Genomic DNA, 25,986 nt, shown 5'->3' with positions numbered 1-25,986 from the left:
GCGGTCGCCGGCAACACCGGCGGCAGCGCCGGCCCCGACACCGCCGGGCGTGGCGCCAACAGGGCGGCGTCGGTGAGCCGTCGGTGGGCTTCTTTGCCGGAGAGCCGCCACCGCACCCGCAACACTTCTTTCCAGGATTTGGCGCCCAGCTGCCGGGGTGTGGCCTCCACCTGGAGGCGGGCCAGCAGGCGGTGACGCACCGCGGGTAGCCGACACCCGAGGTTTTCCAGTCTGTCCAGGGCGGCGACCAGGTCGGGGCGGGTCAGCAGATCCACCTGGCAGGCAGCCAGCTGATCGACCGCGGCATCCAGCGCGGCGATCGCGTTCTGCAGGTCCTCACCCGACATACCCCGAACATACATTCGACCACCGACAAGTCCACTACCTGCACAAACTGGTCACCGGTGACGGGTCGAGTGGTCTGGGTGGTGACCTTTTCGCTCCAACGCTCGAGGGGTGGCCGTTGATGAACCCATCGATTCTCGCGTCCGTCTCGCGATCTCCCAGTGGCCTGATGACGCGCCGCGTTGTGCGGTCTCGACCTTCTGCCTCGAGCACGGTATCTCCCGAAAGCCGTTCTGCGAGTTGCGCAGGCGAGCGAGGACCCGACGGCCGAGATCGAGCCCGTCGTTGAGCGATGGGGTCAAACAACAGGTTGTGGCCGCGCGTGCGGCTCTGGAGGCGTCCGACTTGGACCACGGGCCGATCCGCGTGCACGACAAGATGCGGTCGATGGGGCTAGAACAGCTCCCGTCGACCGCGTCGCTGGCCTGGAGCAGGTCTTGCTCGTCGTCGATGGCGACAGCATCGCCGTGGCTGACCTCGATGGCGAAGTCCTCATTGAGCACACCCGCCCCGCCCCCGGAGTGAGATACATCGGAAACGGAAAACCGCCGCGGACCCCGACCCAAGAGCCAGGACGCCACTCTGCACAAACGCGATGTCTCAGACATCGATGACAGTGCACTGCCATGTAAGGACATGGACCACGGACCACTGCAGACATCGCGCAGAACATCACCGCAGCGAATCGGTGTCACGACCGTCCTGAAGTCGTGTTCGTCTTCTCGGCCGACCAGCCTCGCCAACGCGCCTACGCTGCATCACTTTCGTTGTCGGACCCATGCGCAAGACTCCGGCGCATGGGCAAGAGCAACCGCGAGAGGCGGATGGCCAAACAGAGGCGGAGGCGCCGGTCGGCTGCTGAGCGTGAGCATCGCCGGTCGAATACAGGGCCGAAGCCGCCCGAACCAGAACTGGGGCGAGCGCAGATTCTCGACAACTTGATCATGGCCTTGAGCGCGGCCGCGGTCGGTCCCGCTCCGTGGCGCGCTGCTGAACTCTTGCAGCAGCATCGCGGCTTCGAGCGTGAACTCGACATCGCTGCCGACCTCGTTGTGCAGGAAGCGATCCGTGCGGCGTGGCAGAACGGGTGGTCGCCGACGGACTTGCACGAGGTGGCGCGCCGCAGGGTCAACGCGGCCGCCGTGCGGTACCTCGACGAGGCAATCGTGTTGGAGTCGCAGCGGTACTCTACGCCGACGCTGCACCCGCGTTGGCGTGCAGAACTCGCCGAGCTCACGACGGGAACCGCGCCGACCGCACCGCAGATGTGGCGTTGGGCCGCTGAGCATTCCGTCGACGAGCGTGCGGTGGTGACGGTAGTCCTCGAGGTGTTACACCTGCTGGCCACGATCCCGCCCCTCGAGCGGACGCTCCCATTGCCCGGAGAACATCGCCCCTTATCCGGCGCGGCGACGGAGGTCGACGAGAAGATGCTTGCGCGCATACGCGCCCTGCTGGCCAAGGCCGAGGCCACCGAGTATCCGGACGAAGCGGAGGCGCTGTCATCCAAGGCGCAGGCGCTCATGGTGCGCCACTCGTTGAAGGAGGCGGTCGCCGATCACGGCAAGGGCCGCACGCCGGTCGCCGCGGTCCGCAGGATCTGGATCGACAATCCCTACGTTGCGGCCAAGGTCGTCCTGGCGCAGGCCGTCGCGCAGGCCAATCGGTGCCGCGTCGTCTGGATCAAGAACCTGGGGTGCGTCGTCGCCGTCGGTTCGGAGACTGACCTGGATCTGGTGGATCTGCTGACCACTTCGCTGCTGGTCCAGGCCAATCGGGCGATGCTGGTCGCCGGACGCCGCCACGATGTCCGAGGGCAGACGCGCACCAAGTCGTTCAGGCTGGCCTTCCTCGTCGCCTACGCCGCCCGCATCGGTCAGCGGCTCGCCGCAGCCAGTTCGTCGGCCACTGCCGAAATGCAGCGCGACGAACGGCTGCTGCCCGTGTTGGCCGCCCGCAACCGTGCGGCCGACGAGGCTTTTGACCGCCTGTTTCCCACGGCTGTCGAAACCCCCTTGACGGCCTACGACCCCGTCGGCACGAATGCCGGTCGTGCGGCGGCGGACACGGCCGTGCTGGACGTCCGCAACGCGATCGCGAGTTAGGTGTCCGTGAATCAATGGTGACGTGATGACGGCCCGCGAACCGAATGGAATCCTCGGGGAATGGCGCGCACATGGTTGTCAGTGACGGTGGAGCTCCTGGGCGGGCGTGGGGAAGACCTGTGGCCATGGCCCGGGCGCATCTTCGCGGTGGGGCCGTCGCATACCTTCATGGATCTGGCGGATGCCGTCAACGACGGCTTTGCGCGCTGGGACCGGTCTCACCTGTCGATGTTCACCCTGTCTGACGGCCGAGTGATCACCGACGTCGAGACGGGCGCCGAGATGGCTGGGTGGAGTGGCGGGCCGATCACGCAGCCGTTGGACATCGAGTCGGCCAAGGTCGCTCGGGTCGTCGGGCCGGGAGCAGAGTTCCGTTTCGTCTTCGACCTGGGCGATGACTGGACCCACCGTTGCGTGGTGGGCGAGGACAAGATCGACCCCCGGGAGATGTTGGGAATTGCGCCGAAGAGGCCCTTGCCCTACTGGGGCTGGGGCAGTATCCCGGACCAGTACGGGCGCCGGTGGGCCGACGATGACGGGGACAGTCGGGTTCCGAACAGGCCGGCTCAGCCACATCCCATGCTGATGCCAGGGTGGCCTGGACAGAAGGAGGTCCGCTCCGTCGACCTGCGCGAGCTGCGGTCAGCCGTCGTGGCGGGAGATGCCGACCGCATTCTCTCCGCACTGGACGGGCGTCACGTCGACGACGTGCTGCAGCAGGTGGGGTCGGCCTTGCCGATCGCGCTGGAACGGCGACGGGAACACGCCGAGCCGGTGGTGGCGTCGGTGATCAACCGGCTGACCCTGCGCGCCAGTGCGGGTGACGACGTGCTGGCCGAAGATCTGCTCGCGCGTCTGCGCGCAGCGCCGCTCAAGGGACGGGAGGTGCCGGTCGACCTCGAGATGTTCGCTTCCTTACTCGAAGCCGGTCCGGACGTCTCGACCGGCGGGTACCTCGACCTGCACACCGGACGGGTCTACGACGAGAACAGCACCGACCCGATGACGGTCGGGGATGACGCGGCCATCGACGTCGACGGGGAGCCTGACCGCTGGGTGCGGTTCGACTGCACCGATTCGCGGGACGGTTGGCGTGACATGGCGGATTTCGCTGAGCGACTGCATGATTCGACGTTGAGTGAGCGACTGGCAAGGGCGATCGAGGGTACGGGCGCCTTCCGGCGGTTTCGTGATCTCGTTCACCAGGAGGGCCTCGCCGAACAGTGGTACGCCTTCTCGACCGACCGCCGATCAGGGCGGGCACGCGCGCTCCTCGCCGGCTTGGGAATCCGCGTCGGGTGACACCAACACGCCACAGGCACCGGCGTTCCAGACTCAGAGCATCAGCCGTCGATGTGCACAGGGGGTTCGGCGAAGTTCGGATCCGCGGGCGGCTGGCCGATGCCCATCGGCTGACAGTGCTTGACCGGGGCCAGGTACGAGCTGGCGCCGCGGGGCACCCACTGAGCGACCACCAGGCACCGTTGCCACGTGCCGTCGGGCTGGATCGGCCCGTCGCACCTACCGAGGGTGGGACCGCCGTACAGGCAGCCGGCGGCGGCCTGGGGCGCCGAGGTCAACAACCCGACAGCCATCACCGTCGCAGCCAACACTCCGCCGATGCAGCGCTTCATGGTGGTCTCCCGCCAGCCGATGGAACCGACGCTACCGGCTGGCTCCGCGGATCGGCGGGTCTTTGCCCGATGAATCCGGCCCTCGGGTGCAGTCTGATCTTCGTGGGCAGACTCATCTATGGCTTCAACGTGTCGGTGGACGGATACATTGCCGACGCTCGAGGCGACATCGACTGGTCCGATCCGAGCGAGGAACTGCACCAGTACTGGAACGACTTCGAGCGGCAGACCGCCCTGTCGTTCTACGGGCGACGGCTCTACGAACTCATGTCCGCGTACTGGCCGACGGCCGACCAGGCGCCGGACGCCACCCCGATGATCGTCGACTACGCCAGAGTCTGGCGCGACATGCCCAAGGTCGTGTTCTCGCGCACCCTGGACTCTGTCGACTGGAACTCCCGACTGGAACGCGGCGACCCGGTCGAGGTGGTGCGCAAGCTCAAGGCCGAAACCGACGGCCAACTCGAGGTGGCCGGCGCCACGCTGGCCGCGCCGATCGTGCAGGCCGGGCTGGTGGACGAATTCCGGATCGTGCTCGCGCCCACCGCCGTCGGCGGCGGCACCCCGTTCTTCCCGAAGCTGCCGTCATGGATCTCGTTGCGGCTGTTGGAGAACCGCACCTTCCCTGGCGGCACGGTCCTGCTGCGCTACGAGGTCCTCAACTGAGTGACCAGCTTCTTCTTGTCCACCTTGCCGACCGCGGTCATCGGCAGCGACGGCAGCGGCACCAGCACGTCGGGCCGGGCATGGGTCGAGGCGCCGCGCTCGTCGAGGAACGCGTTGAGCTCGCTGAGGCTGACCGGCTTCCCCCGGAAAACGACTGCGGCGCAGATCTTCTCACCGAGATAGTCGTCGGGCAGCGCGACGGCCGCAGCGGAATGGATCCCGGGATGGGTGTGCAGGTGGTCCTCGAGATCGGTCGCCGACACCGTCTCCCCGCCGCGGTGGATGACGTCCTTGATGCGCCCCGTCACCTCGACGTTGCCCGCCAGCGGCCCCTCGGCGAAGATCCGCACCCGGTCTCCGGTGCGATAGAACCCGTCCGGGCTGAACGATCGCGCGTTCGCCTCGTCGGCCCGGTAGTACCCGTTCAGTGTGTAGGGCCCACGCACCAACAGCTCACCCTCTTCGCCCGGCGCCACCTCGACACCGGACTCGTCGACCACCCGCATCTCGTCGTGCGGTGACACCGGCCTGCCCTGCGTGTGCACGACGACGTCCACCGGATCACCCGGCCGGGTGAAGTTCAGCATCCCCTCGGCCATCCCGAAGATCTGCGACAACCCGGGCGTCAACCGGTCCAGGATGAAGCGGGCGTCCTCCGGGCTCATGCGCGATCCGCCCACCTGCACCAGCCGCAGCGACGTCGGCAGGACAGGCTCCCACTCACAGGCCTGCGCCCACAGCTTGCCCAGTGCGTTCACCAACCCGGTGACTGTCACCTTGTGTTCGTCGATCAGCGCGAACGCCGCCTCCGGGCTCGGGTCGGCGGTGAACACCGTCGTCGCCCCCACGGTCATCGAGCCCAGCATCCCCGGACACGCCAGCGGGAAGTTGTGGCCCGCTGGCAGCGCCACCAGATAGACGTCGTCGGGGGTGAACTCGCACGCTTGCGCGCTGGAGATCGCGGTGTAGACGTAGTCGTCGTGGGTGCGGGGGATCAGCTTCGGCAGGCCGGTCGTGCCCCCCGAGACCAGCAGTAGGGCCGGAAGCGACGTGTCGACGGGTCCACGCTCCGGCGGGGTGCCACCCGCGAGCAGCGTCGACCACGCCGTGAACGGTCCCGGATCGCCGTCGACGACCACATGCCGCAGCCGGGGTCGATCCGCCATGAGCTGGGTGGCCATCTCGCGGTAGTCGAACCCGCCGATCTCGTCCGCGACCACCAGTGCCACCGCATCGCTGACGTCGGCGAAGTGCCCCAACTCGGCCGTGCGGTGGCCGGGCAGGCACATCACCGGAACCGCTCCCGCCCGCAGGAGTCCGAAGAATGTGACCGCGAAACGGACGGAGTTGGGCAACTGCAGCAGCACCCGCTCACCCGGCCGGATGCCGAGTTCGGTCAGGCCGGCGGCCACGGTGTCAGCCTGGGCGGACAGTTCGGCGAAGGTCAGGCGTTCGACGACGTCGACGACGGCGGGGTGGTCGGGCCTGCGCTGTGCCGCCTCGGTGAGGAGCGAATCCAGCGGACGCCCCGCCCAGTACCCCGCGCGGCGGTACTCCTCGGCGCGCTCCTCCGGGAACGGCACGAAGCCCTCGGCCAGGTCACTGTGCACATGCTGGAAACCGGTGCTCATTGCGGGGGCCCCTCTGGTAGGAGTGTTCGGCTCCTTGAATATAGGATAGCCTCCACGAAGTTAGGGCAGCCTATGTTGACTTGGAGGAACGCGGTGGAGGCCGTTGCGACCAGTTCCCAGACCGTACGCGCCGAGGTTGCCGAACTTCTCGGGGTGACCGAGTCCGAGGTCGACCCCGATGCCGACCTGATCGCGTCGGGCCTGGACTCGATCCGGATGATGTCGCTGTCGGGCCGGTGGCGGAAACAGGGCATCGACGTGCGCTTCGCCGCGATGGCGGCCACCCCGACGGTGGCGGCGTGGGAGCAACTCGTCGCTGCCCATACGGCCGCCGAACCCGTTGTGCGGCAAGCGGACATCGAGGACCCCAATGCCCCGTTCCTGCTTGCGCCGATCCAGCACGCGCTGTGGGTGGGCCGCAACGAGCTCACCGAGCTCGGCGGGGTGGCCGCGCACCTCTACGTCGAATTCGACGGCGCGGCAGTCGATCCGGAGCGGCTGGGCGCCGCGGCCGCCGCGCTCGCGCGTCGTCACCCCATGCTGCGCGTGGAGATCCTCGGCGACGGCATGCAGCGCATCGGCAACCGCCCGCTCCCGGTCAAGGTCACCGACCTGCGTCACCTCGACACCGCCGCCGCCGACGAGCAGCTGGAGATCATCCGGCACGCCAAATCCCATCAGCTCCTCGAAGGTGAGGTGCTCGAGCTGGTTTTGACGCTGCTGCCCGGCGGTCGTACCCGGTTGCACGTCGACCTCGACATGCAGGCCGCCGACGCCGTCAGTTACCGCAACTTCATGGCCGACCTCGCGGCGCTGTACCGCGGCGCGGACCTGCCCGACCTGCAGTACACCTACCGCGAATACCGCGGCGCGCTGACCGCCAGCCCGGCGCCCACCGCCGACGACGACCGCCGCTGGTGGGCCGAACGCGTCCCGCATCTCCCGGAAGCCCCTGTGCTGCCCCTGGTTCCGCGGTCGGAACAGCGCGACCCGCGCCGCGGCACCCGGCGCTGGAAGTTCCTCGACGCCCGCACCCGCGACGGTCTCTACGCGGCCGCGCGTAAGCGGGGCATCACGCCGGCCATGGCGTTCGCCGCCTCCTACGCCGGGACGTTGGCCCGCTGGGCCACCAGCCGCCACTTCCTCCTGAACCTGCCCATGTTCGGCCGCGAGCCGTTCCACCCGGACGTCGACAAACTGGTCGGCGACTTCTCGTCGTCGCTGATGCTCGACGTGGACTTCACCGACGCGCACACCCCGGCGCAGCGGGCCCGGGTCATGCAGGAGGCGCTGCACACCTCCGCTGCGCACGCCACCTACTCGGGACTGTCGGTGCTGCGCGACCTGAGCCGCCACCACGGCACGCCGACGTTGGCGCCGTTCGTGTTCACCAGCGCCCTGGGCCTCGGTGATCTGTTCGCCGGCGACGTCACCGACCAGTTCGGCACCCCGGTGTGGCACATCTCCCAGGGCCCGCAGGTGCTGCTGGACTCGCAGGTCACTCCGTTCGACGGCGGATTGCTGGTCAACTGGGACGTCCGCGAGGACGCGTTCCGTCCCGGCGTCATCGACGCGATGTTCGCCTACCAGCTCGCCGAACTCGAGCGGCTGGCCACCGACGACGCGGCATGGGACGTCGTCGATCCGCCCGCGGTGCCGCCCGCTCAGCAGGCGGTGCGCGACGCGCTGGTCACCACCGCCGAACGCAGCGGCGACGCGTTGCACGACGGCTTCTTCCGCACCGCCGCGCAGACGCCGGACGCCACCGCGGTGATCCACTCGGCGGGCACGCTGACCTACGCCGAACTGCGCGAGCAGGTCCTCGCCGTCACCGGGGCCCTGCAGGTCGCCGGGATCAAACCCGGCGACACCGTCGCGGTCATGGGCCCCAAGTGCGTCGACCAGGTGACCGCACTGCTGGCGATCCACGCCGCCGGCGCGGTGTACGTGCCGATCGGCGCCGACCAACCCGACGACCGCGCCCAGAACATCTTGCAGACCTCAGGTGCGCGGATGGCCCTGGCGTGCGGTCGCGAGGCGCCGACGTCGTTGCCCGCGTTGACGATCGCCGAGGCGATCCGTGTCGGGTCACGCGCCCACGGCGTTACCCCGGCCGTGCTCGACCCCGAACAGGTCGCCTACGTGTTGTTCACGTCCGGTTCGACCGGTGCGCCCAAGGGTGTCGAGGTCACCCACGCCGCGGCGATGAACACGCTCGAATTCATCAACGACCACTTCGGAATCGGATCCGCCGACCGGAGCCTCGCCCTGTCCACCCTCGAGGGCGATCTGTCCACCCTCGACGTCTTCGGCATGCTGCGTGCGGGTGGGTCGCTGGTCGTGGTGGACGAGGCGCAGCGCCGCGATCCCGACAGCTGGGCCCGGATGATCAACGAGCACGACGTCACCGTGCTGCACTGGATGCCGGGCTGGCTGGAGATGCTGCTGCAGGTCGGTGGAGCGCTGCCGTCGGTGCGTGTCGTGCCGACCGGCGGGGACTGGGTGCGCACCGAGATGGTGCGCGAATTCCGCAGGGCTGCACCGAATGTCCGCTTCGCCGGTCTCGGCGGGGCGACCGAGACCGCCACCCACAACACGATCTGCGAACCCGGCGAGCTGCCGGAGCAGTGGTCGGCCGTCCCGTTCGGGCGCCCGCTGCCCAACAACGTCTGCCGTGTCGTCGCCGCCGACGGCAGCGACTGCCCCGACTGGGTGCCCGGTGAACTGTGGGTCGGTGGTCGCGGCATCGCCCGCGGTTACCGCGGACGTCCGGATCTGACCGCCGAACGGTTCGTCGTCCACGACGGCACGATGTATTACCGCACCGGCGATCTCGTGCGCTATCTGCCCGACGGGCAGATCGATTTCGTCGGCCGCGCCGACCATCGGGTCAAGGTCAGCGGCTACCGGATCGAACTCGGCGAGGTGGAGGCCGTACTGCGGCGCATCGCCGGTGTCGGCGCCGCCGTGGCCGCGGTGCTTGCGGCCCCGGGCGACGGGCGCGGGGAGCGGCTCGCCGCGATCGTGCAGGTCTCCGACACCGGGCTGACCGTCGACGAGGTGACTATGCGGATGGCCGAACTCGTTCCGCCGCACATGGTTCCGAGCCACATCGTGCTGAAGGCGATCCCGTTCACGGTCGGCGGCAAGATCGATCGCCGGGCCGTCGCCGCCGAACTCACCAGCACGATGACCGACGGGCGGACCGCAACGCACCGGTCGCCCGCGACGGCGTTGGAGCGCGCCCTCGCCGACATCGTCGCCACGGTCCTGGACCGCGACAGCGTGGGTGCCGACGACGACTTCTTCGAACTGGGCGGCGATTCGGTGCTGGCGACGCAGACGGTGGCCCGTATCCGCGAATGGCTGGACTCACCGGGGGTGATGGTGACCGATGTCTTCGCCGCACGCACGGTCGGCGCGCTGGCCCGCAGGCTCACCGAGCACGAGGACGGCAGTGACCGCCTCGAAGGCGTCGCCGAGTTGTACCTCGAGGTCACCGACATGAACTCCGCCGACGTGGCGTCCGCGCTCGATTCGACCTCGGCGCAGGCGTCGCGATGACGGCGTCGCAGCTCGAGTTCGCGCCCTGGATCAAACGTTTCCCCGCCTCCGGCGGTGTGACGACGGTGGTGTTCCCGCACGCCGGCGGTGCCGCCGCGGCCTACCGGCCGCTGGCGAAGGCGTTGTCCGGCAACGGTGTCGACACCTACGTGCTGCAGTACCCCCAGCGTGCGGACCGGCTGCGCCACCCCGCGGTGGGCAGCATCGCCGAGCTCGCGGCCCAGCTGTTCGAGGCTGGCCCGTGGGACCGGCTCGGCCCGCTCGACCTGTTCGGGCACTGCATGGGCGCGGTGGTGGCATTCGAGTTCGCCCGGGCCGCCGAACGGCACGGGATCGCGGTGCGCACGCTGTGGGCGTCGGCGGGGCAGGCCCCGTCGACGGTCGCCGAGGGGTCGCCGCTGCCCAGCACCGACCGCGACGTCCTCGCCGACATGGTCGACCTCGGTGGCACCGATCCGCGCCTGCTCGAGGACGAGGATTTCGTCGAACTCCTGGTGATGGCGGTGCGCGCCGACTACCGGGCGCTGGACGGATACACCTGCGGACGCGACGAGAAGATCAACGCCGACATCCACACCCTACGCGGCGACCGCGATCACCGGATCAGCAAGGAATGGTCGGAGCGCTGGGCCGATCACACCGCGGGGCGGTTCACGATGTCGACGTTCGCGGGCGGCCACTTCTACCTCGACGACCACCTCGACGCGGTGTCGGCACTGGTGGGCGGCGGATGATCGAAGCGGATCCCGTCGTCATCGTCGGGATGGCGGTGGAGGCGCCGGGCGGTATCGACACCCCCGAGGGCTACTGGACGCTGCTCTCCGAACAACGCGAAGCGCTCAGCCCGTTCCCGACCGACCGCGGCTGGTCGCTGCGCGAGTTGTTCGCCGGTTCGCGGCGCGAGGGGTTCAAACCGATCCAGGACTGCGGCGGATTCCTCGCCGGGGCAGCCGTTTTCGACCCGGAGTTCTTCGGCATCTCGCCGCGCGAGGCCGCCGCGATGGATCCGCAGCAGCGGGTCGCGCTGCGCCTGGCATGGCGGGCGCTGGAGAACAGCGGCATCAACCCCGACGACCTCGCCGGCCACGACGTCGGCTGCTATCTCGGTGCGTCGGCACTCGAATACGGTCCCGCGCTGAGCGAGTTCTCCGGACACAGCGGACATCTCATCACCGGCACCTCACTGGGCGTCATCTCCGGACGCATTGCCTACACCCTCGACCTGGCCGGACCGGCGCTCACCGTCGACACGTCCTGCTCCTCGGCGTTGTCGGCGTTCCACCTCGCGGTGCAGGCGCTGCGGTCGGGGGACTGCGACGTCGCACTGACCGGCGGCGTCTGCGTCATGGGCTCACCCGGCTACTTCGTCGAGTTCTCCAAACAGCACGCACTCTCCGACGACGGCCACTGCAGGCCCTACAGCGCCCACGCCAGCGGCACCGTGTGGGCCGAAGGTGCCGGTGTGTTCGTGCTGCAACGCAAGTCTGGTGCGGTGCGCGACGGCCGCGACATCCTCGCCGAGGTGCGCGCCAGCGGGGTCAACTCCGACGGGCGCACCGTCGGACTCACCGCACCCAGCGAACACGCACAGCGCCGGCTGTTCCGCCGCGCCATCGACCAGGCCGGAGTGAGTCCCGAGGACGTCGGCATGGTCGAAGGCCACGGCACCGGAACACGACTCGGCGACCGCACCGAACTGCACGCACTCGCCGCGACCTATGGCGACACCGCGCCCGGCCGCGGGCCGCTGCTCGGATCGGTGAAATCCAACATCGGTCACGCTCAGGCGGCCGCGGGCGCACTGGGGCTGGCAAAGGTCCTCGTCGCCGCCGAGCACGCCAGCATCCCGCCCACCCTGCACGCCGACGAGCCGAGCCGCGAGATCGACTGGGACGCCACGGGTCTGCGACTGGCGAAGAAGTTGACCCCGTGGCCCGCCCGCAACGGCGAGCGCGTCGGCGCGGTGTCGGCGTTCGGGATGAGCGGCACCAACACCCACCTCGTCGTGGCGGTTCCGGACCGGTCAGGGGAGGCTACGTGAGCCGCCCCGACCACTGGCCCGACGGGCGGGTACCGGTACTGCTCAGCGCGCACGCCGGTGACCTCATCGCCACCGACGCCCGCGCACTGCTGGAGTACACCGACCGCCACCCCGAGGTCGCGGTCCGCGACCTCGCGGCGCACCTGGCCGCCACCCGACGAGTCCGCAGACACCGCACCGTGATTCGGGCCGGCGACCCCGACGAACTGACCACCGGTCTGCGGGCGGTCGTCGACGGCGCCGAGCACCCTCTCGTCACGCACAGCACGGACGGCTCCGCGGCGCGGGTCGCCTTCGTCTTCCCCGGGCAGGGCAGCCAGTGGCCGTCCATGGGCGCCGACGCCTACCGGCACCTGCCGCAGTACCGCGCCGCGGTCGACGAATGCGCCGACGCGTTCACCGCCGCGGGCGCCCCGTCGCCGGTGCGCTACCTGACCACGGCCGACGGACCGTTCACCGAGACCGAGGTGGAGGCCGCGCAGTTCACCCACGCCGTCGCGCTGGCCCACGTCTGGCGGTCCCACGGCGTGCTGCCCGACCTCACCGTCGGGCACAGCCTCGGCGAGATCGGCGCCGCCTACATCGCCGGGGCCATCACGCTGGCCGACGCGGCCGCGGTGGTGATCGCCCGCGCCGCGGTCGTGGACCGGCTGCCCGGGGATCACGCCGTCGCGGTCCTCGGTGTGAATCCCGATGCCGCACAACAGGTGATCGCCGCGACCCCGGGCTGGCTGGAGCTCGCGGTGGTCAACGCCACCGCCTCGGTGGCGGTCGCGGGGGAGCGGGGCGCAGTCGCCGCCGCGGTGGCCCACGTCCGCGCGCAGGGCCGCTTCGCGCGCGAGATCACGGTCGGGTTCCCCGTGCACACCAGCGTGCTCGAACCCCTGCGCGGTGACCTGCTTCGCATGCTGCCGGACGCGGTGTTCGCCGACACCCCCGTGCAGTTCATCGGCGGCGCCACCGGCGACGTCGTCCCGGCGGGCACCCGGTTCGGCGACTACTGGTACGCCAACCTGCGCACCATGGTGCGTTTCGACCAGGCGTTCACATCCGCATTGCGGTGCGGTGCGCGGGTGTTCGTCGAATTGTCCGCCCATCCGCAGCTCCTGTTCGCGATGGGGGACCTGCTCGGCGACGCCACGGCCACCCTCGTCGGGTCCGGGCGGCGGGACGCCCCGATCACCGAGGCTCTGTCGGCCAACCTGGCGATCGCCGCAGTCGCGCAACCGGGGTACGGGTGGCGCGACACGCTCGGACCCAGCACGGTTCGGCTTCGTGGGGTACCGAACGCGCCGATGCGCGCCACCGCGATGTGGGCCCAGCCCGATCCGCTGCCCGCCGTCGCCGGCCTCACCGTGGCGCAGGAGGTGTGGCAGGCCGCCGACCCGTCCGGCCCGGCGGGCACGGAACCGGTCGCGGTGGCGGTGATGGACCTCGGGCCCGGTGGCGCGCTGGGTGCGCAGGTGCGCGCGGCGGTGAACGCCCACCCGGGTGCGGTGCTGACCGACCCGCACGATGCGCAGACCCTGGTGGTCGTCGCATCTCAGCCCGACGCGGCCGAGACCGAGGACGCGGTCGCGGCACTGACCGACCTCGTCGGCGCCGGTGCGTTGCGCTACCCCGCTGCGGCCGGGCCGCGGTGCCGCGACGTCTGGCTGGTCACCGCAGGCGCCGAGCAGGTGCAGCCCGGCGAACCGGTTGCGTTGTGCGCCGGCGCGATCGCCGCGATGCACCGCAGCCTCGGGCTGGAACACCCCGACCTCGGCTTTCACCACCTGGACCTCGCCCCCGACACCACGCCCGACGCGACCGTCGTCGACGCACTGCTCACCGGCAGCGGGGAGATCGCGGTCCGGGATGCGGTGCGGTACCGGCGCGCGATGGCCGACGCACCCCACGCACCGGGCTGGCCGCTCGACGACGGTGTGCTCGACGACGTGGTGATCACCGGCGGCGCGGGCGAGATCGCGCTGCACTACGCGCGTCACCTCGCCGAACGCGGCGCGCGGCGGATCGTGCTGCTGAGCCGCCGCCCCGTCGACCCCGCGGTGCTCGCGGAGTTGGCCGCACCGCACGGCGCCGAGGTGCTGTCGATACCGTGTGACCTCACCCACCGCGAAAGTGTCTCTGCCGCAGCGGAAGCCATGTCCGAGGCGTCGCTGCTCGTCCACACCGCGGGCGCTGCCGTCTTCGCGGCGGGTGACCGACTCGACGCCGCCGCCGCGGCGGCCACGTTCGGCGCCAAGATCACCGGCCTCGACAACATGCTGCGGGCCTGGCCGCTGCGGCGCGACGCCCGGATCGTGCTGTGTTCGTCGGTGTCGGGTCTGTGGGGCGGCCGTGGCCACGCGGTGTACTCGGCCGCCAACCGGATGCTCGACGCGATGGCGGTGCGGTTGCGCGCCGACGGCCGTCGCTGCGTGGCACTGCGGTGGGGGTTGTGGCAGTCCGGGGGCGCGGCGGGCATCGTCGACGCCGCCGAGACCGCCCGCATCGAACGGTCCGGTCTGCGGCCGATGACACCGCGGGCGGCGGTCGACGCCAGCCTGTGCGACCACGGCGTCGACCCTCTGGTGTTCTCGGCCGACACCGACCGGCTGCAGATGCTCGTCGGGAACGCCGAACCCAGACCCGCGCAGTCAGTTTCGGAAACGGAAGCGCCGGTGGACACCGCCGATGCCGTACGCGCCCAACTCGCCGCGGTCCTCGAACTCGGCGACCCCGGCTCGGTGGACCTGACCGCCTCACTGTTCGACCTCGGGGTCGACTCCCTGCTCGCCCTCGACCTGCGTAAGCGATTCCGACGTGTCATCGGCCGTACCGTCCCGCTGGCCACTCTGCTCAGTGGCGTCACCGGCGTGGAACTGGTCGCCGAACTCGACGAGAAAGTGGACATCCCCAGTGACTGACACCACGACCGACCGTCCGGCAGGCCTGGACGACAAGGCCCGCCTGGAACTGTTGCGCCGCAGGCTCGGCGAACGCGGACTCGCCGCGCAGACCGCGGCGGCCGATTCCGCGCGCACGCTGTCCGACGGTCAGCTCCGCATGTGGTTCGTCCAAGCCGCCGATCCATCCGGCGCACTGCTCAACATCTGCCTGTCGTACCGCATCACCGGTCCGGTCGACCTCACCGCGCTGCGCGCCGCCGTCGACGCCGTCGCTCGCCGCCACCCCGTGCTGCGGACCACCTACGCCGTCGACGACACCGGCGAACCGCGTCCGGTGGTCCACGACGACCTGCGGCCCGGCTGGGCCGAACACGATCTGACCGCGGCGGAGAACCAGTCCGCGCACGCGCAGCGGTTGCGTCTGGAAGTGCTCGCTCAGCGCGAGTTCGCCGCACCGTTCGACCTGTCGACGGCGTCGCCGCTGCGGATCACGATGGTGCGCACCGGGGCCGACGAACACGTCATGCTGCTCGTCGCCCACCACATCGCGTGGGACGACGGGTCGTGGGAGGTGTTCTTCGCCGACCTCACCCGCGCCTACACCGGTGCAGAGCTGGGCGCCGAACTGGCCCCGCACATTCCCGCCGGACCCCGCGACGTGAACGCCGACATCGCCTACTGGCGCGAGGTCATGGCGAATCCGCCCGAACCGCTGGAACTCCCGGGTCCGCACGGATCGGCCGTGCCGACGAACTGGCGCTCGGCGCGCAGCGCCGCGGTACTCGACGCCGACACCACCCGGCGCGTGACCGAGATGGCGCGCGAAGCGGGCTGCACCCCGTATGCGGTGCTGCTCGCCGTGTTCGGCACGCTGATCCATCGCTACACCCACGCCGACGACTTCCTGGTCGCCACACCCGTGCTCAACCGCGGCGCCGGCACCGAGGACCGGATCGGTTACTACGGCAACACCGTCGCGATGCGGCTGCGCCCCGAGGCGTCGACGTCGTTCCGCGACATGCTGACCCAAACCCGCGACACCGCCGTGGGGGCGTTCGCGCACCAGGGCGTCAACGTCGACGCGGTGGTCCGCGAGCTCAACCCCGACCGTCGGCACGGCACCGAGCGGATGACGCGGAACAGCTTCGGTTTCCGCGGTCCCGACCGGTTCGGCTTCACCCCGCCCGGGGTGCGCTGCGAACGGGCCGATCTGCGCAGCCACCTCACCCAGCTGCCGCTGGGCGTGATGGTCGAATTCGACGCCGACCCCGCGGGCGGCGGCGCGCTGGTCGAACTCGAACACCTCGTGGAGATCATCGAGCCGGCGCTGGCGCAGCAGCTGCTCGACCACTTCGTCGTCCTGCTCGACAGCGCACTCGACCACCCCGACACCCCGCTGGCCCGCCTGCCGCTGATGGGTGCCGCGGACACCGCGTGGCTGCACGACGTCGCCACCGGTGAGCTGTTCGACACCCCGGCCCGTACGCTGCCCGACCTGATCGAGAGCCAGGTCGCGGCCACCCCCGACGCCGTCGCGGTGGTCTACGAGGGCAGGCAGTTCTCGTACCGCGAGATCAACGAGACCGCGAACCGCGTCGCGCACTGGCTGATCGGGCAGGGTGTCGGCGCCGAGGACCGAGTCGCGGTGCTGCTCGACAAATCGCCCGAGCTCATGGTCACCGCGCTCGGCGTGGCCAAGGCCGGCGGCGTGTACGTGCCGGTCGACCCCACCTACCCGCAGGACCGGCTGTCGTTCATCCTCGGCGACTGCGATGCGAAACTCGTTGTGCGCGAACCGGTCACCGGCCTCGACGAACTGCCTGCCCACAACCCGACCGACGCCGACCGGGTGCGGCCACTGCGCCCGGAGAACACCGCCTACCTGATCTACACCTCCGGGACCACCGGTCTGCCCAAGGGTGTGCCGGTCCCGCACCGGCCCGTCGCCGAGTACTTCGTCTGGTTCAAGAACGACTACCAGGTGGACGCGAACGACCGGATGCTGCAGGTGGCCTCACCGAGTTTCGACGTGTCGATCGCCGAGATCTTCGGCATGCTCGCGTGCGGCGCCCGTGTGGTCATCCACCGGCCCGGCGGCCTCAACGACATCGGCTACCTCACCGACCTGCTGCGCGACGAGGGCATCACGGCCATGCACTTCGTCCCGTCGCTGCTCGGCCTGTTCCTGTCCCTGCCCGGGGTCAACCAGTGGCGGACGCTGCAACGCGTCCCGATCGGCGGCGAACCGCTGCCCGGTGAGGTCGCCGACAAGTTCCACGCCACCTTCGACGCGCTGCTGCACAACTTCTACGGCCCGACCGAAACCGTCATCAACGCCAGCCGGTACAAGGTCGAGGGCAAGCAGGGCACGCGCATCGTGCCGATCGGCCGCCCGAAGATCAACACCCAGATGCATCTGCTCGACGACGCGCTGCAACCCGTACCCGTCGGCGCGATCGGCGAGATCTACATCGGCGGAACACATGTCGCGCACGGCTACCACCGCAGGCCCGGCCTGACGGCGGAACGCTTCGTGGCCGATCCGTTCACCCCCGGCGGACGGCTGTACCGGTCGGGCGACCTGGCCCGCCGCAATGCCGACGGGGACATCGAATTCGTCGGCCGCGCCGACGAACAGGTCAAGATCCGCGGGTTCCGCATCGAACTCGGCGACGTCGCGGCGGCGATCTCGGTCGACCCGAGCGTCGGCCAGGCCGTCGTGGTGGTCAGCGATCTGCCGGGGCTGGGCAAGAGCCTGGTCGGCTACCTCACCCCGGTGAGCGGCCACGACGGGGAGTCGGTGGACGTCGACCGCATCCGCACCCGGGTGGCCGCGGCGCTGCCCGAATACATGGTCCCCGCGGCGTACGTGGTGATCGACGAGGTCCCGATCACCGCCCACGGCAAGATCGACCGCGCCGCACTGCCCGAACCCGAACTCACATCGGCCGTCGAGTTCCGCGCCCCCTCCACCGACACCGAACGCGAGATCGCCCGGCTGTTCGGGCAGTTGCTCGACCGCGCCGACGTCGGCGCCGACGATTCGTTCTTCGACCTCGGCGGCCACTCGCTGCTGGCGACGAAACTGGTTGCCGCCGTGCGTACCTCGTGCGGCGTTGATGTCGGGGTGCAGGAGGTCTTCGAGCTGGCCACAGTGGCGGACCTCGCCGCCCGGGTGGACGCCCTGCGCGCGGACGGTGGCGGCCCGGCGCGGCCACGGCTGGTGCCGCTGCACCTCGACGGGCCGGCCCCGCTGTCGTCGGCGCAACTGCGCAGCTGGTTCGCCTACCGCGTCGACGGACCCAGCGTTGTCAACAACATCCCGTTCGCCGCGCGGCTGCACGGGCCGTGTGACGTCGACGCGCTGGTCGCCGCGATCGGTGACGTCATCGACCGCCACGAGATCCTGCGCACCGTCTACCGCGAGATCGACGGTGTGCCACACCAGATCGTGCTTCCACCTGAACCGGTGGCGGTGCGCCGGGCCGCCGGTGACGGTGAGGAGTGGCTGCGCGAAGAACTCGACCGGGAACGCCGCCACGTCTTCGACCTCGAGAACGACCGCCCGATCCGCCCGGCGATCCTGAGCGTGCCGGACGGCATCGTGCTGTCGGTCGTCATGCACCACATCGCCGGCGACCACTGGTCGGCCACCGTGCTGTTCTCCGATCTGCTCACCGCCTACCGCGCACGCGCGGCGGGGCAGACACCCGCATGGGCGCCGCTGCCGATCCAGTACGCCGACTTCGGTGCCTGGCAGACCGCGCTGCTCGCCGACGACGCGGGTGTCGCCGAGCCGCAGCGTGACTACTGGCGGCGCCAACTGGCCGGCCTGCCCGAGGAGACCGGGCTGCCGCCGGACTACGCGCGCCCGCCGGTGCCCAGCGGTCTGGCCGAGGCGGTCGAATTCCATATCGACGGCGCCACCCGCGACCGGCTCGCTGTGCTGTGCCGCGAATCCGGGGTCACCGAGTTCATGCTGCTGCAGGCCGCCGTCGCGGTAGTCCTGCACAAGGCCGGCGGCGGGGCCGACGTCCCGCTCGGCACCCCGGTGGCCGGCCGTTCGGAACCCGAACTCGACCAGCTGGTGGGCTTCTTCATCAACATCCTGGTGCTGCGCAACGATCTTCGCGGCAACCCGACCCTGCGCGAGGTGCTCCGCCGCACCCGCGAGATGGCGCTGGCGGCCTACGCGCACCAGGACCTGCCCTTCGACCAGGTCGTCGACGCGGTCAGTCCGGTACGCACCCTGGCGCGCAACCCGCTGTTCAGTGTGGTGGTGCATGTGCGCGAACAACTTCCGGAGAACCGGGTGATCGACCACGGGCCCGACGGGGACACCACCGTCACGGTGCTCGAGCCGACGTTCGACGCCGCGCACGCCGACCTGTCGCTGAACTTCTTCGCCTCCGACGGCGCGGGCGGCTACCGCGGCCACGTCATCTACCGCCCCGAGCTGTACAGCCGCGACACCGCCGGACGGTTCGCGGACTGGCTGGTGCGGGCGGTGACGGCGTTCGCGGACCAGCCCGACCTGACGCTCACCGCACTCGACATCGGCGCGGCGGGAGAGCGGCAGCGCATCGTCGAACAATGGGGTGGCGGAAGCGTTCTCGTTCTCGACGGCGCACTGCAGCCGGTTCCGGTCGGGGTGGTCGGCGACGTGTACACCGCGGGTGGACCGCTGTCGGCCGCCCACTGGAACACCGCTGCGGCGACCGCGACACGGCTGATCGCGCATCCGTACGGGGCGCCGGGGGCGCGGTTGCACCGCACCGGGGACCGGGCCAGGTGGAGCGCCGACGGCATCCTCGAACTCGTGGGCTCCGCACAGGTCGTCGCACCGGCCGAACGTGCCGTGGAACGCAGCGGCCAGCCACCGGCCACCGACACCGAACGGGCGCTGGCGACCCTGCTCGGCGAGGTGCTCGACGTCGAGGTCACCGGACGCGACGACGACTTCTTCAGCCTCGGCGGCGACAGCATCCTGGCTGTGCAGGTGGCCGCCCGGGCCCGCGACACCGGACTGAAACTGACCGCGCGCATGGTGTTCGAACACCCGACGCTGCACGAACTCGCCGCGGCGGTCGACGCCGCGACCACCGCGGCGGGCACCGGGTCGACGGCGGGGGACGCCGACACCGCGCACGCACCGATGAGCGCGTCGGGACTGTCCCCGGACGAGTTGGCGGCGCTGACCGCCTCCTGGAACGCGTCGCGGGGGGATGCGCCGTGACCCAGACCAAACCGGCCGCCAATGCGATCGAGGACGTCCTCGCGCTGAGCCCCCTGCAGCAGGGGCTCTACTCGATGACCACCCTCACCGGCGCCGACCACACCGACGGCGACCCGTACGTGATCGCGATGGCCGCCGACGTCACCGGGACGCTGGATACCGAACTGCTCCGCGCCTGCGCGGCAACGCTGTTCACCCGGCATCCCAACCTGCGCGCCAGCTTCTACCGCGGGGACCTGCCCCGGCCCGTCCAGGTCATCCCGGCGCGCGTCGAGGTGCCGTGGCGGCACGTCACCGCGGCGACCGCCGACGAGGCGGGCCGCCTCGAAGACGCCGAACGGCGCAGACCCTTCGACCTCGAACAGGGTCCGGCGGTCCGGTTTCTGCTCATCGAATTGCCCGACGCGCGTTGGCGACTCGTGATCGTCGCCCACCACATCGTGATCGACGGCTGGTCGCTGCCGCTGTTCGTCGGGGAACTCGTGACGCTGTACCGGGCGGGCGGCGACCCGAACGCGCTGCCCGCATCGCCCCGGCCCTACCGCGACTACATCGGATGGCTCGCCGGCCGCGATCAGGCGGCCAGCCGGGCGCTGTGGGCCGAACACCTGGCCGGCGTCGACGGCCCGACGCTGCTGACCCCCGCGCTGTCGACGGTCGAACCGTCGCCGGGACTGCCGCGGCGCACCGAGGTGCGGCTCGACGCCGACGCCACCCACCGGCTGACCGAGACGGCCCGCACCCGCGGCGTCACCGTCAACACCCTGGTCCAGATGGCGTGGGCGGCGATGCTGTCGGTCTTCACCGACCGCCGCGATGTGACCTTCGGGATGACTGTGTCGGGCCGGCCCGGAGAACTGACCGGCGTCGAGACCATGGTGGGGCTGTTCATCAACACCGTCCCGCTGCGGGTCCGGCTGGACCCCGCCGAAACCGTTGGGGCGCAATGCCTGAGGTTGCAGCGCACCGCCGCCGCACTGCGCGACCACAGCTATCTCGCGCACGCCGAACTGCGCGCCATGGCCGGGGTCGGCGAGCTGTTCGACTCCCTGCTGGTCTACGAGAACTTCCCGCCCGGCGGCCTGGTCGGTGGAGACCACCGGTTCGAGGCCAACGGCGCCACCTTCACACCCGCGGCGCTGGAGAGCCTGTCGCACTTCCCCGTCACCATCGCCGCCCACATGGCCGACGGTCAGCTGACGGTGCTGGTGGAGACCCTCGACGGCGCCCTCGGCTCGCTCACCCCGCAGCGGGTCGGCCGGGACCTGCTCGACACCGTCGAACGGCTGATCGCCCACTGGGACAAACCGCTTCGCGATGTGCGCATCGGCGCCGGCGCACCGGGCCCCGCCCCCGCGGCGACACCGCCGCCGCCCACCGGCGTGCATACCGCGGTCACCGCCGCCGCCCCCCCCCCCCCCGGTGCCGTCGCGCTCAGCTGGAACGAGGGCACGCTGAGCTACGCCGAACTCGACGCCGCCGCCGACCGGCTGGGCGCCGCACTGACCGCCCGGGGCGTACGGTCGGAAACCCCGGTGGCCGTTGCGCTCTCGCGCGGCCCGGACTACGTGGTCGCGATGCTGGCGATCCTCAAGGCGGGCGGCATGATCGTCCCGCTCGACCCGGCGATGGCGGGGGAGCGGATCGCCGAGATCCTGCGCCAGACCGCCGCGCCGGTGATCGTCGACGAGGCACTGCTGGCCGACGTCACCGGGCCGGACCCGTCGTGGACCCCCGTCGCCGTGCACCCCGGCCAGGCCGTGTACGCGGTCTTCACCTCCGGCACCACCGGACTGCCCAAGGGTGTCATCGGCACCCACGACGCGGTGCTCGCCTACGGCGACGACCACGCCCGGCACGTCCTGCGCCCGGCGGCCGCCCGGCTCGGCCGCCCACTGCGCATAGCGCATGCTTGGTCGTTCACGTTCGACGCCGCGTGGCAGCCGCTGGTGGCGCTGTTCGAGGGCCACTGCGTGCACATCATCGGCGACGACGTCCAGCGCGACGCCGAGGCGCTGGTCGACACCATCGACCGGTTCGGCATAGACATGATCGACACCACTCCGTCGATGTTCGCGCAGCTGCGGGCGTTCGGGCTGATGTCACGGGTGCCGCTGGCGGTGCTGGCCCTCGGCGGCGAAGCCGTCGGCAGCGGGACCTGGCGGTTCATCCGCGAGCAGTGCGCGCATACCGGAATGGCGGCCTACAACTGTTACGGCCCCACCGAGACGACCGTGGAGGCCGTCGTCGCCCCCATCGCCGGGCACGCGCAGTCGGTGATCGGCTCGCCGACGCGCCACACCCGCGCCTATGTGCTCGACGCATGGCTGCGCCCGGTGCCCGACGGCGTCGCAGGCGAGCTGTACCTGTCCGGCGCGCAACTCACCCGCGGCTATCTCGGCCGCGCCGGCGAGACCGCGGGCCGGTTCGTCGCCGACCCGTTCGACGCCGGAAACCGCATGTACCGCACCGGCGACGTGGTGCGCCGAGACGCCGACGGTGCGCTGCAGTACCTCGGCCGCAGCGACGATCAGGTCAAGATCCGCGGCTTCCGTGTCGAACCGGGGGAGGTGGCCGCGGTGCTGCAGACCCACCCCGCGGTGCGCGCCGCCCACGTCGCCGTCCGCAGCCACCCCAGCGGTCCGCGGTTGATCGCCTACGCCGCCACCGCCGGCACGCCCGTGGACGTCACCGAACTGCGTCGAATGCTCACCGCCCGGCTGCCGCGCTACCTCGTCCCGCAGCACATCGCGGTGCTCGACGACATGCCGCTGACCGCCCACGGCAAGATCGACGACGCCGCGCTCACCGCACACGACGCCGTCGCGGCCGGTCCCGGGGCCGCACCCGAGACGCCCACCGAGGCGGCGCTGGCCGCCGCCGTCGCCGAACTGCTCGGCACCTCGACCGTCGACGTCAACGCCGAGCTGCTCACGCTCGGGATGGACAGCATCGTCGCGCTGTCGGTGGTACAGGCCGCGCGCAGGCGCGGGATCGCGCTGCGGGCCCGGCTGATGCTCGAGTGCGGGTCCATCCGCGAACTCGCCGCCGCCATCGACGCCGAAGCCGACACCGGAGAGGCCGACTCACCGCGGGGCGACAGCACCGAGCCGATCCCGGTGCTCCCGAACGTGCACTGGCTCTACGCATTCGGTGACCCGCGCCGCCTCGCGCAGACCGAGGCGATTCCGCTGCCCGACGGCATCACTGCCGACGGGTTGCGGACGCTGCTGGCCACACTGGCCGACGGCCACCAGGTGCTTCGCACACGGTTCGACCGGGCGGCCATGACGCTTGTGCCGCAACATGATACGGCCCCCGTTCTCACGGAGGTCGCGGTGGACGGCGACCTCGCGACCGCGGTCGCCGCACACACCGAAACCGCCGTCGCGGCACTGGATCCCGAGCGCGGACGGCTGTGGTCGGCCGCCTGGCTGCGCCCGCAGCAGGGTCCCGGTGTGCTGGTACTCACCGCGCACGTGCTGGCGATCGACCCCGCGTCGTGGCGGGTCGTGCTCGGTGAACTCGACGCCGCCTGGCATGCGCTGCGGGCCGGGTGCACCCCCGCGCCGGCACGGGAGCACACCGACTACCGCCAGTGGTCGGCCCATTTGCACGAGCGGGCCCACCGACTCGACACGGCATCGTTCTGGGCGGCGCAACTCGACGGGGACGACCCGGATCTCGGCGCCCGCCGGATCCGGCCGGACCGAGACCGCGCCGGGTCGGTCGAGGTCAGCGTCTCGGTCAGCGAACCGGAACTCACCGCCCGGCTCATCGCCGCACCGGAGGCCATGCCCGCGCTGCTGACCAAGGCCGCGGCGAGGACCGTCACCGCATGGCGCCGCCGCCGCGGACAACCCACCCCGCCGCCGCTGCTCGCGCTGGAGACCCACGGCCGCGCCGACGGTGCCGTCGATGCCGGCGCCGACACCGGTGACACCGTCGGCCTGCTCAGCGCCATCTACCCGGTTCGCGTCGATCCCGACGCGGGTCCGCCCGAGATCCCCGGCGACACCATCGATTACGGACTGCTCCGGTATCTGCGTGCCGACACCGCGGAGAAACTCGGCGGCTACCGCGAACCCCAACTGCTGCTGAACTACCTCGGCCGCGCCGACGTCGGCGGGACCGGGTCGTTCAGCGCCGACCGGGGGTTGCTGACCGAGGTGTCGGTGCTGCCCGAACCCGATGCGGCGGTCCGCCACGAGGTGACGGTGATGGCCGCGATCCTCGCCCACGGTGAGACACCGGTGCTGGCCACCCAGTGGCGCACGCTGCCCGACGTGCTGTCCGCCGACGACGTCGCCGTCCTGCAGACCCTCTGGCAGGACGCACTCCAGGAGGTTGCCCCATGACCGCCACGCTCGCCGTGATCGGTGCGGGCCCCAAGGCCGTCGCCGTCGCCGCGAAGGCCGCCGAACTGCGCAACATGGGTTTCGACGCACCCGATGTGGTGGTCGTGGAACGCACCGAGGTGGGCGCGAACTGGACCGCCGCGGGCGGCTGGACCGACGGGCAGCACCGGTTGGGCACCAGCCCGGAGAAGGACATCGGTTTCCCGTACCGCTCCGCGCTGGTACCCCGGCGCAACGCCGAACTCGACGAGCGGATGACCCGGCACAGCTGGCAGGCCTACCTGATCGCCACCTCGCAGTTCGCCGAATGGATCGACCGCGGCAGGCCGGCGCCGAACCACCACAAGTGGGCGGCGTACCTGCGATGGGTCGCCGATGCCGTCGGGATGACGCTGGTACGTGGGGAAGTCGAGCGGATCAACGTCGGCGGACGCGGCTGGGAACTGCACACCCGCGACACCACCATCGACGCCGACGCGATGCTGGTCACCGGTCCGGGACAGGCCGAACGCACACTGCTGCCCGGTCATCCGCGCGTGATGTCGATCGCCGACTTCTGGCGGCGCGCCGCGGGTCACGAACTCATCGTCGCCGACCGTGTCGCGATGATCGGCGGCGGGGAGACCGCGGCCTCGATGCTCAATGAGCTGTTCCGCCACCGCATTTCGACCATCACCGTGATCTCCCCGCAGGTCACGCTGTTCACCCGCGGCGAGGGGTTCTTCGAGAACACGCTGTTCTCCGACCCCACCGGGTGGACCGGTCTGACGCTCGCCGAACGGCGCGACGCGATGTTCCGCACCGACCGCGGCGTCTTCTCCGCGCGCGTGCAGGAGGCGCTGCTGGCCGACGACCGGATCCGGCACCTGCGCGGCCGCGTCGCCCATGCCGTACCGCGGGACGGGCGAATCCGGCTCACCCTGCACACCGACCGCGCCGGGGAGCGGGTGGAGACCGTGCACGGTTTCGACCTCGTCATCGACGGTCAGGGCGCCGATCCGCTGTGGTTCATGCCGCTGCTCGGCCAGGACGCCCGCGATCTGCTCGAACTCGGCCTCGGCGGCCCGTTGACCGGTGAACTCCTCCAGGAGTCCATCGGACACGACCTCGCCGTCGCGGGGGTCACCCCGAAGCTGTTCCTGCCCGGCCTCGCCGGGCTCAACCAGGGCCCCGGGTTCCCGAACCTCAGCTGCCTCGGCCTGCTGTCAGACCGTGTCCTCGGTGCGGAACTGGCGGCCGATCCAACGACATACAGGAGAAACGTTGAGCACCAACCCATTCGATGACGACAACGGCCGTTTCTACGTGCTGGTCAACGACGAGGACCAGCACAGCCTCTGGCCCACCTTCGCCGAGGTGCCTGCCGGGTGGCGTGTCGTGTTCGGCGAGGCATCGCGCGCGGAGTGCCTGGCCTACGTCGAGGAGAATTGGACGGATCTGCGGCCACGCAGCCTGCGCGAGGCGATGGCCGGCGACTAGACCCGCATGCGGATCGGGCCCCCTCCGCGAGGGAGG

The 25,986-nt window shown here is 70.8% G+C and carries 14 protein-coding genes and 1 pseudogene; 12 read left to right on the top strand and 3 right to left on the bottom strand.

Translation table 11 applies throughout. From position 1 onward, the window contains the following. Window positions 1-362 (bottom strand): DUF222 domain-containing protein (locus AU194_RS06145; RefSeq protein ID WP_157575917.1); only part of this gene is annotated, 362 nt, incomplete at its 3' end. 136 nt (window positions 363-498) lie between these two features. Between AU194_RS06145 and AU194_RS32510 the strand changes: the two are divergent. From AU194_RS32510 to AU194_RS06130, 3 genes and pseudogenes are all read left to right on the top strand, one after another. Continuing rightward, window positions 499-771 (top strand): annotated as a pseudogene (locus AU194_RS32510) (IS481 family transposase); the annotation flags it as partial. Between the two features lie 371 nt (window positions 772-1,142). Beyond that, on the top strand, window positions 1,143-2,450 hold the full coding sequence (locus tag AU194_RS06135) for a DUF2786 domain-containing protein (RefSeq protein WP_059088341.1): 1,308 nt from the start codon (window positions 1,143-1,145) through the stop codon (window positions 2,448-2,450). 168 nt (window positions 2,451-2,618) lie between these two features. Further along, window positions 2,619-3,752 (top strand): UPF0158 family protein, encoded by a 1,134-nt coding sequence (locus AU194_RS06130; protein WP_255374826.1) that lies wholly within the window; start codon window positions 2,619-2,621, stop codon window positions 3,750-3,752. Between the two features lie 41 nt (window positions 3,753-3,793). On the opposite strand, the gene AU194_RS06125 is transcribed toward AU194_RS06130, so the two are convergent. After that, complete coding sequence (locus AU194_RS06125; protein WP_059088339.1) at window positions 3,794-4,084, bottom strand: hypothetical protein; 291 nt, start codon at window positions 4,082-4,084, stop codon at window positions 3,794-3,796. Window positions 4,085-4,186: 102 nt separating this feature from the next. Here AU194_RS06125 and AU194_RS06120 point away from each other — a divergent pair, with 102 nt between their 5' ends. Continuing rightward, a complete protein-coding gene (locus AU194_RS06120) occupies window positions 4,187-4,750 on the top strand; it encodes a dihydrofolate reductase family protein (protein WP_059088357.1) in 564 nt (187 codons plus the stop codon). Here the strand turns inward: AU194_RS06120 and AU194_RS06115 are convergent. Further along, window positions 4,732-6,381, bottom strand: coding sequence for a (2,3-dihydroxybenzoyl)adenylate synthase (locus tag AU194_RS06115; RefSeq protein WP_059088338.1), 1,650 nt, complete (start codon window positions 6,379-6,381; stop codon window positions 4,732-4,734). The genes AU194_RS06120 and AU194_RS06115 overlap by 19 nt on opposite strands. A gap of 93 nt (window positions 6,382-6,474) precedes the next feature. On the opposite strand from AU194_RS06115, the gene AU194_RS06110 reads away from it, so the two are divergent. From AU194_RS06110 to AU194_RS06075, 8 genes are read left to right on the top strand one after another with little or no spacing between them, the layout of a single operon-like run. After that, entirely contained in the window at window positions 6,475-9,945 is a 3,471-nt protein-coding gene (locus AU194_RS06110; RefSeq protein WP_059088337.1) for a non-ribosomal peptide synthetase, read from the top strand. Further along, entirely contained in the window at window positions 9,942-10,679 is a 738-nt protein-coding gene (locus AU194_RS06105) for a thioesterase II family protein (RefSeq protein WP_059088336.1), read from the top strand. The genes AU194_RS06110 and AU194_RS06105 overlap by 4 nt, the downstream gene beginning before the upstream one ends. Further along, window positions 10,676-11,986: a polyketide synthase gene (locus AU194_RS06100; RefSeq protein ID WP_059088335.1), complete on the top strand. Its 1,311-nt coding sequence runs from the start codon at window positions 10,676-10,678 to the stop codon at window positions 11,984-11,986. The genes AU194_RS06105 and AU194_RS06100 overlap by 4 nt, the downstream gene beginning before the upstream one ends. Further along, window positions 11,983-14,895: a mycobactin polyketide synthase MbtD gene (gene mbtD / locus AU194_RS06095; protein WP_059088334.1), complete on the top strand. Its 2,913-nt coding sequence runs from the start codon at window positions 11,983-11,985 to the stop codon at window positions 14,893-14,895. The genes AU194_RS06100 and mbtD overlap by 4 nt, the downstream gene beginning before the upstream one ends. Further along, the gene (locus tag AU194_RS06090) at window positions 14,888-20,113 is read left to right on the top strand and encodes a non-ribosomal peptide synthetase (protein ID WP_059088333.1); all 5,226 of its coding nucleotides are present in this window, start codon (window positions 14,888-14,890) and stop codon (window positions 20,111-20,113) included. Before mbtD ends, AU194_RS06090 begins: the two co-directional genes overlap by 8 nt. Next, entirely contained in the window at window positions 20,110-24,471 is a 4,362-nt protein-coding gene (locus AU194_RS06085) for a non-ribosomal peptide synthetase (RefSeq protein WP_059088332.1), read from the top strand. Before AU194_RS06090 ends, AU194_RS06085 begins: the two co-directional genes overlap by 4 nt. Next, entirely contained in the window at window positions 24,468-25,757 is a 1,290-nt protein-coding gene (gene mbtG / locus AU194_RS06080) for an NADPH-dependent L-lysine N(6)-monooxygenase MbtG (protein ID WP_059088331.1), read from the top strand. The genes AU194_RS06085 and mbtG overlap by 4 nt, the downstream gene beginning before the upstream one ends. Further along, complete coding sequence (locus tag AU194_RS06075) at window positions 25,735-25,950, top strand: MbtH family protein (RefSeq protein ID WP_059088330.1); 216 nt, start codon at window positions 25,735-25,737, stop codon at window positions 25,948-25,950. Before mbtG ends, AU194_RS06075 begins: the two co-directional genes overlap by 23 nt. Window positions 25,951-25,986 lie beyond the last annotated feature (36 nt).

This window comes from Mycobacterium sp. GA-2829, from assembly GCF_001499965.1.
In the GTDB taxonomy this organism is placed as follows: Bacteria; Actinomycetota; Actinomycetes; order Mycobacteriales; family Mycobacteriaceae; genus Mycobacterium.
This window is presented reverse-complemented; position numbering and strand designations above follow the sequence as displayed.

Coding starts and splice junctions, on each gene's coding strand:
- AU194_RS06130 (WP_255374826.1), top strand. CDS start 2,619: ATGGATCTGGCGGATGCCGTCAACGACGGCTTTGCGCGCTGGGACCGG.
- AU194_RS06115 (WP_059088338.1), bottom strand. CDS start 6,381: ATGAGCACCGGTTTCCAGCATGTGCACAGTGACCTGGCCGAGGGCTTC.
- AU194_RS06125 (WP_059088339.1), bottom strand. CDS start 4,084: ATGAAGCGCTGCATCGGCGGAGTGTTGGCTGCGACGGTGATGGCTGTC.
- AU194_RS06105 (WP_059088336.1), top strand. CDS start 9,942: ATGACGGCGTCGCAGCTCGAGTTCGCGCCCTGGATCAAACGTTTCCCC.
- AU194_RS06135 (WP_059088341.1), top strand. CDS start 1,143: ATGGGCAAGAGCAACCGCGAGAGGCGGATGGCCAAACAGAGGCGGAGG.
- mbtG (WP_059088331.1), top strand. CDS start 24,468: ATGACCGCCACGCTCGCCGTGATCGGTGCGGGCCCCAAGGCCGTCGCC.
- AU194_RS06100 (WP_059088335.1), top strand. CDS start 10,676: ATGATCGAAGCGGATCCCGTCGTCATCGTCGGGATGGCGGTGGAGGCG.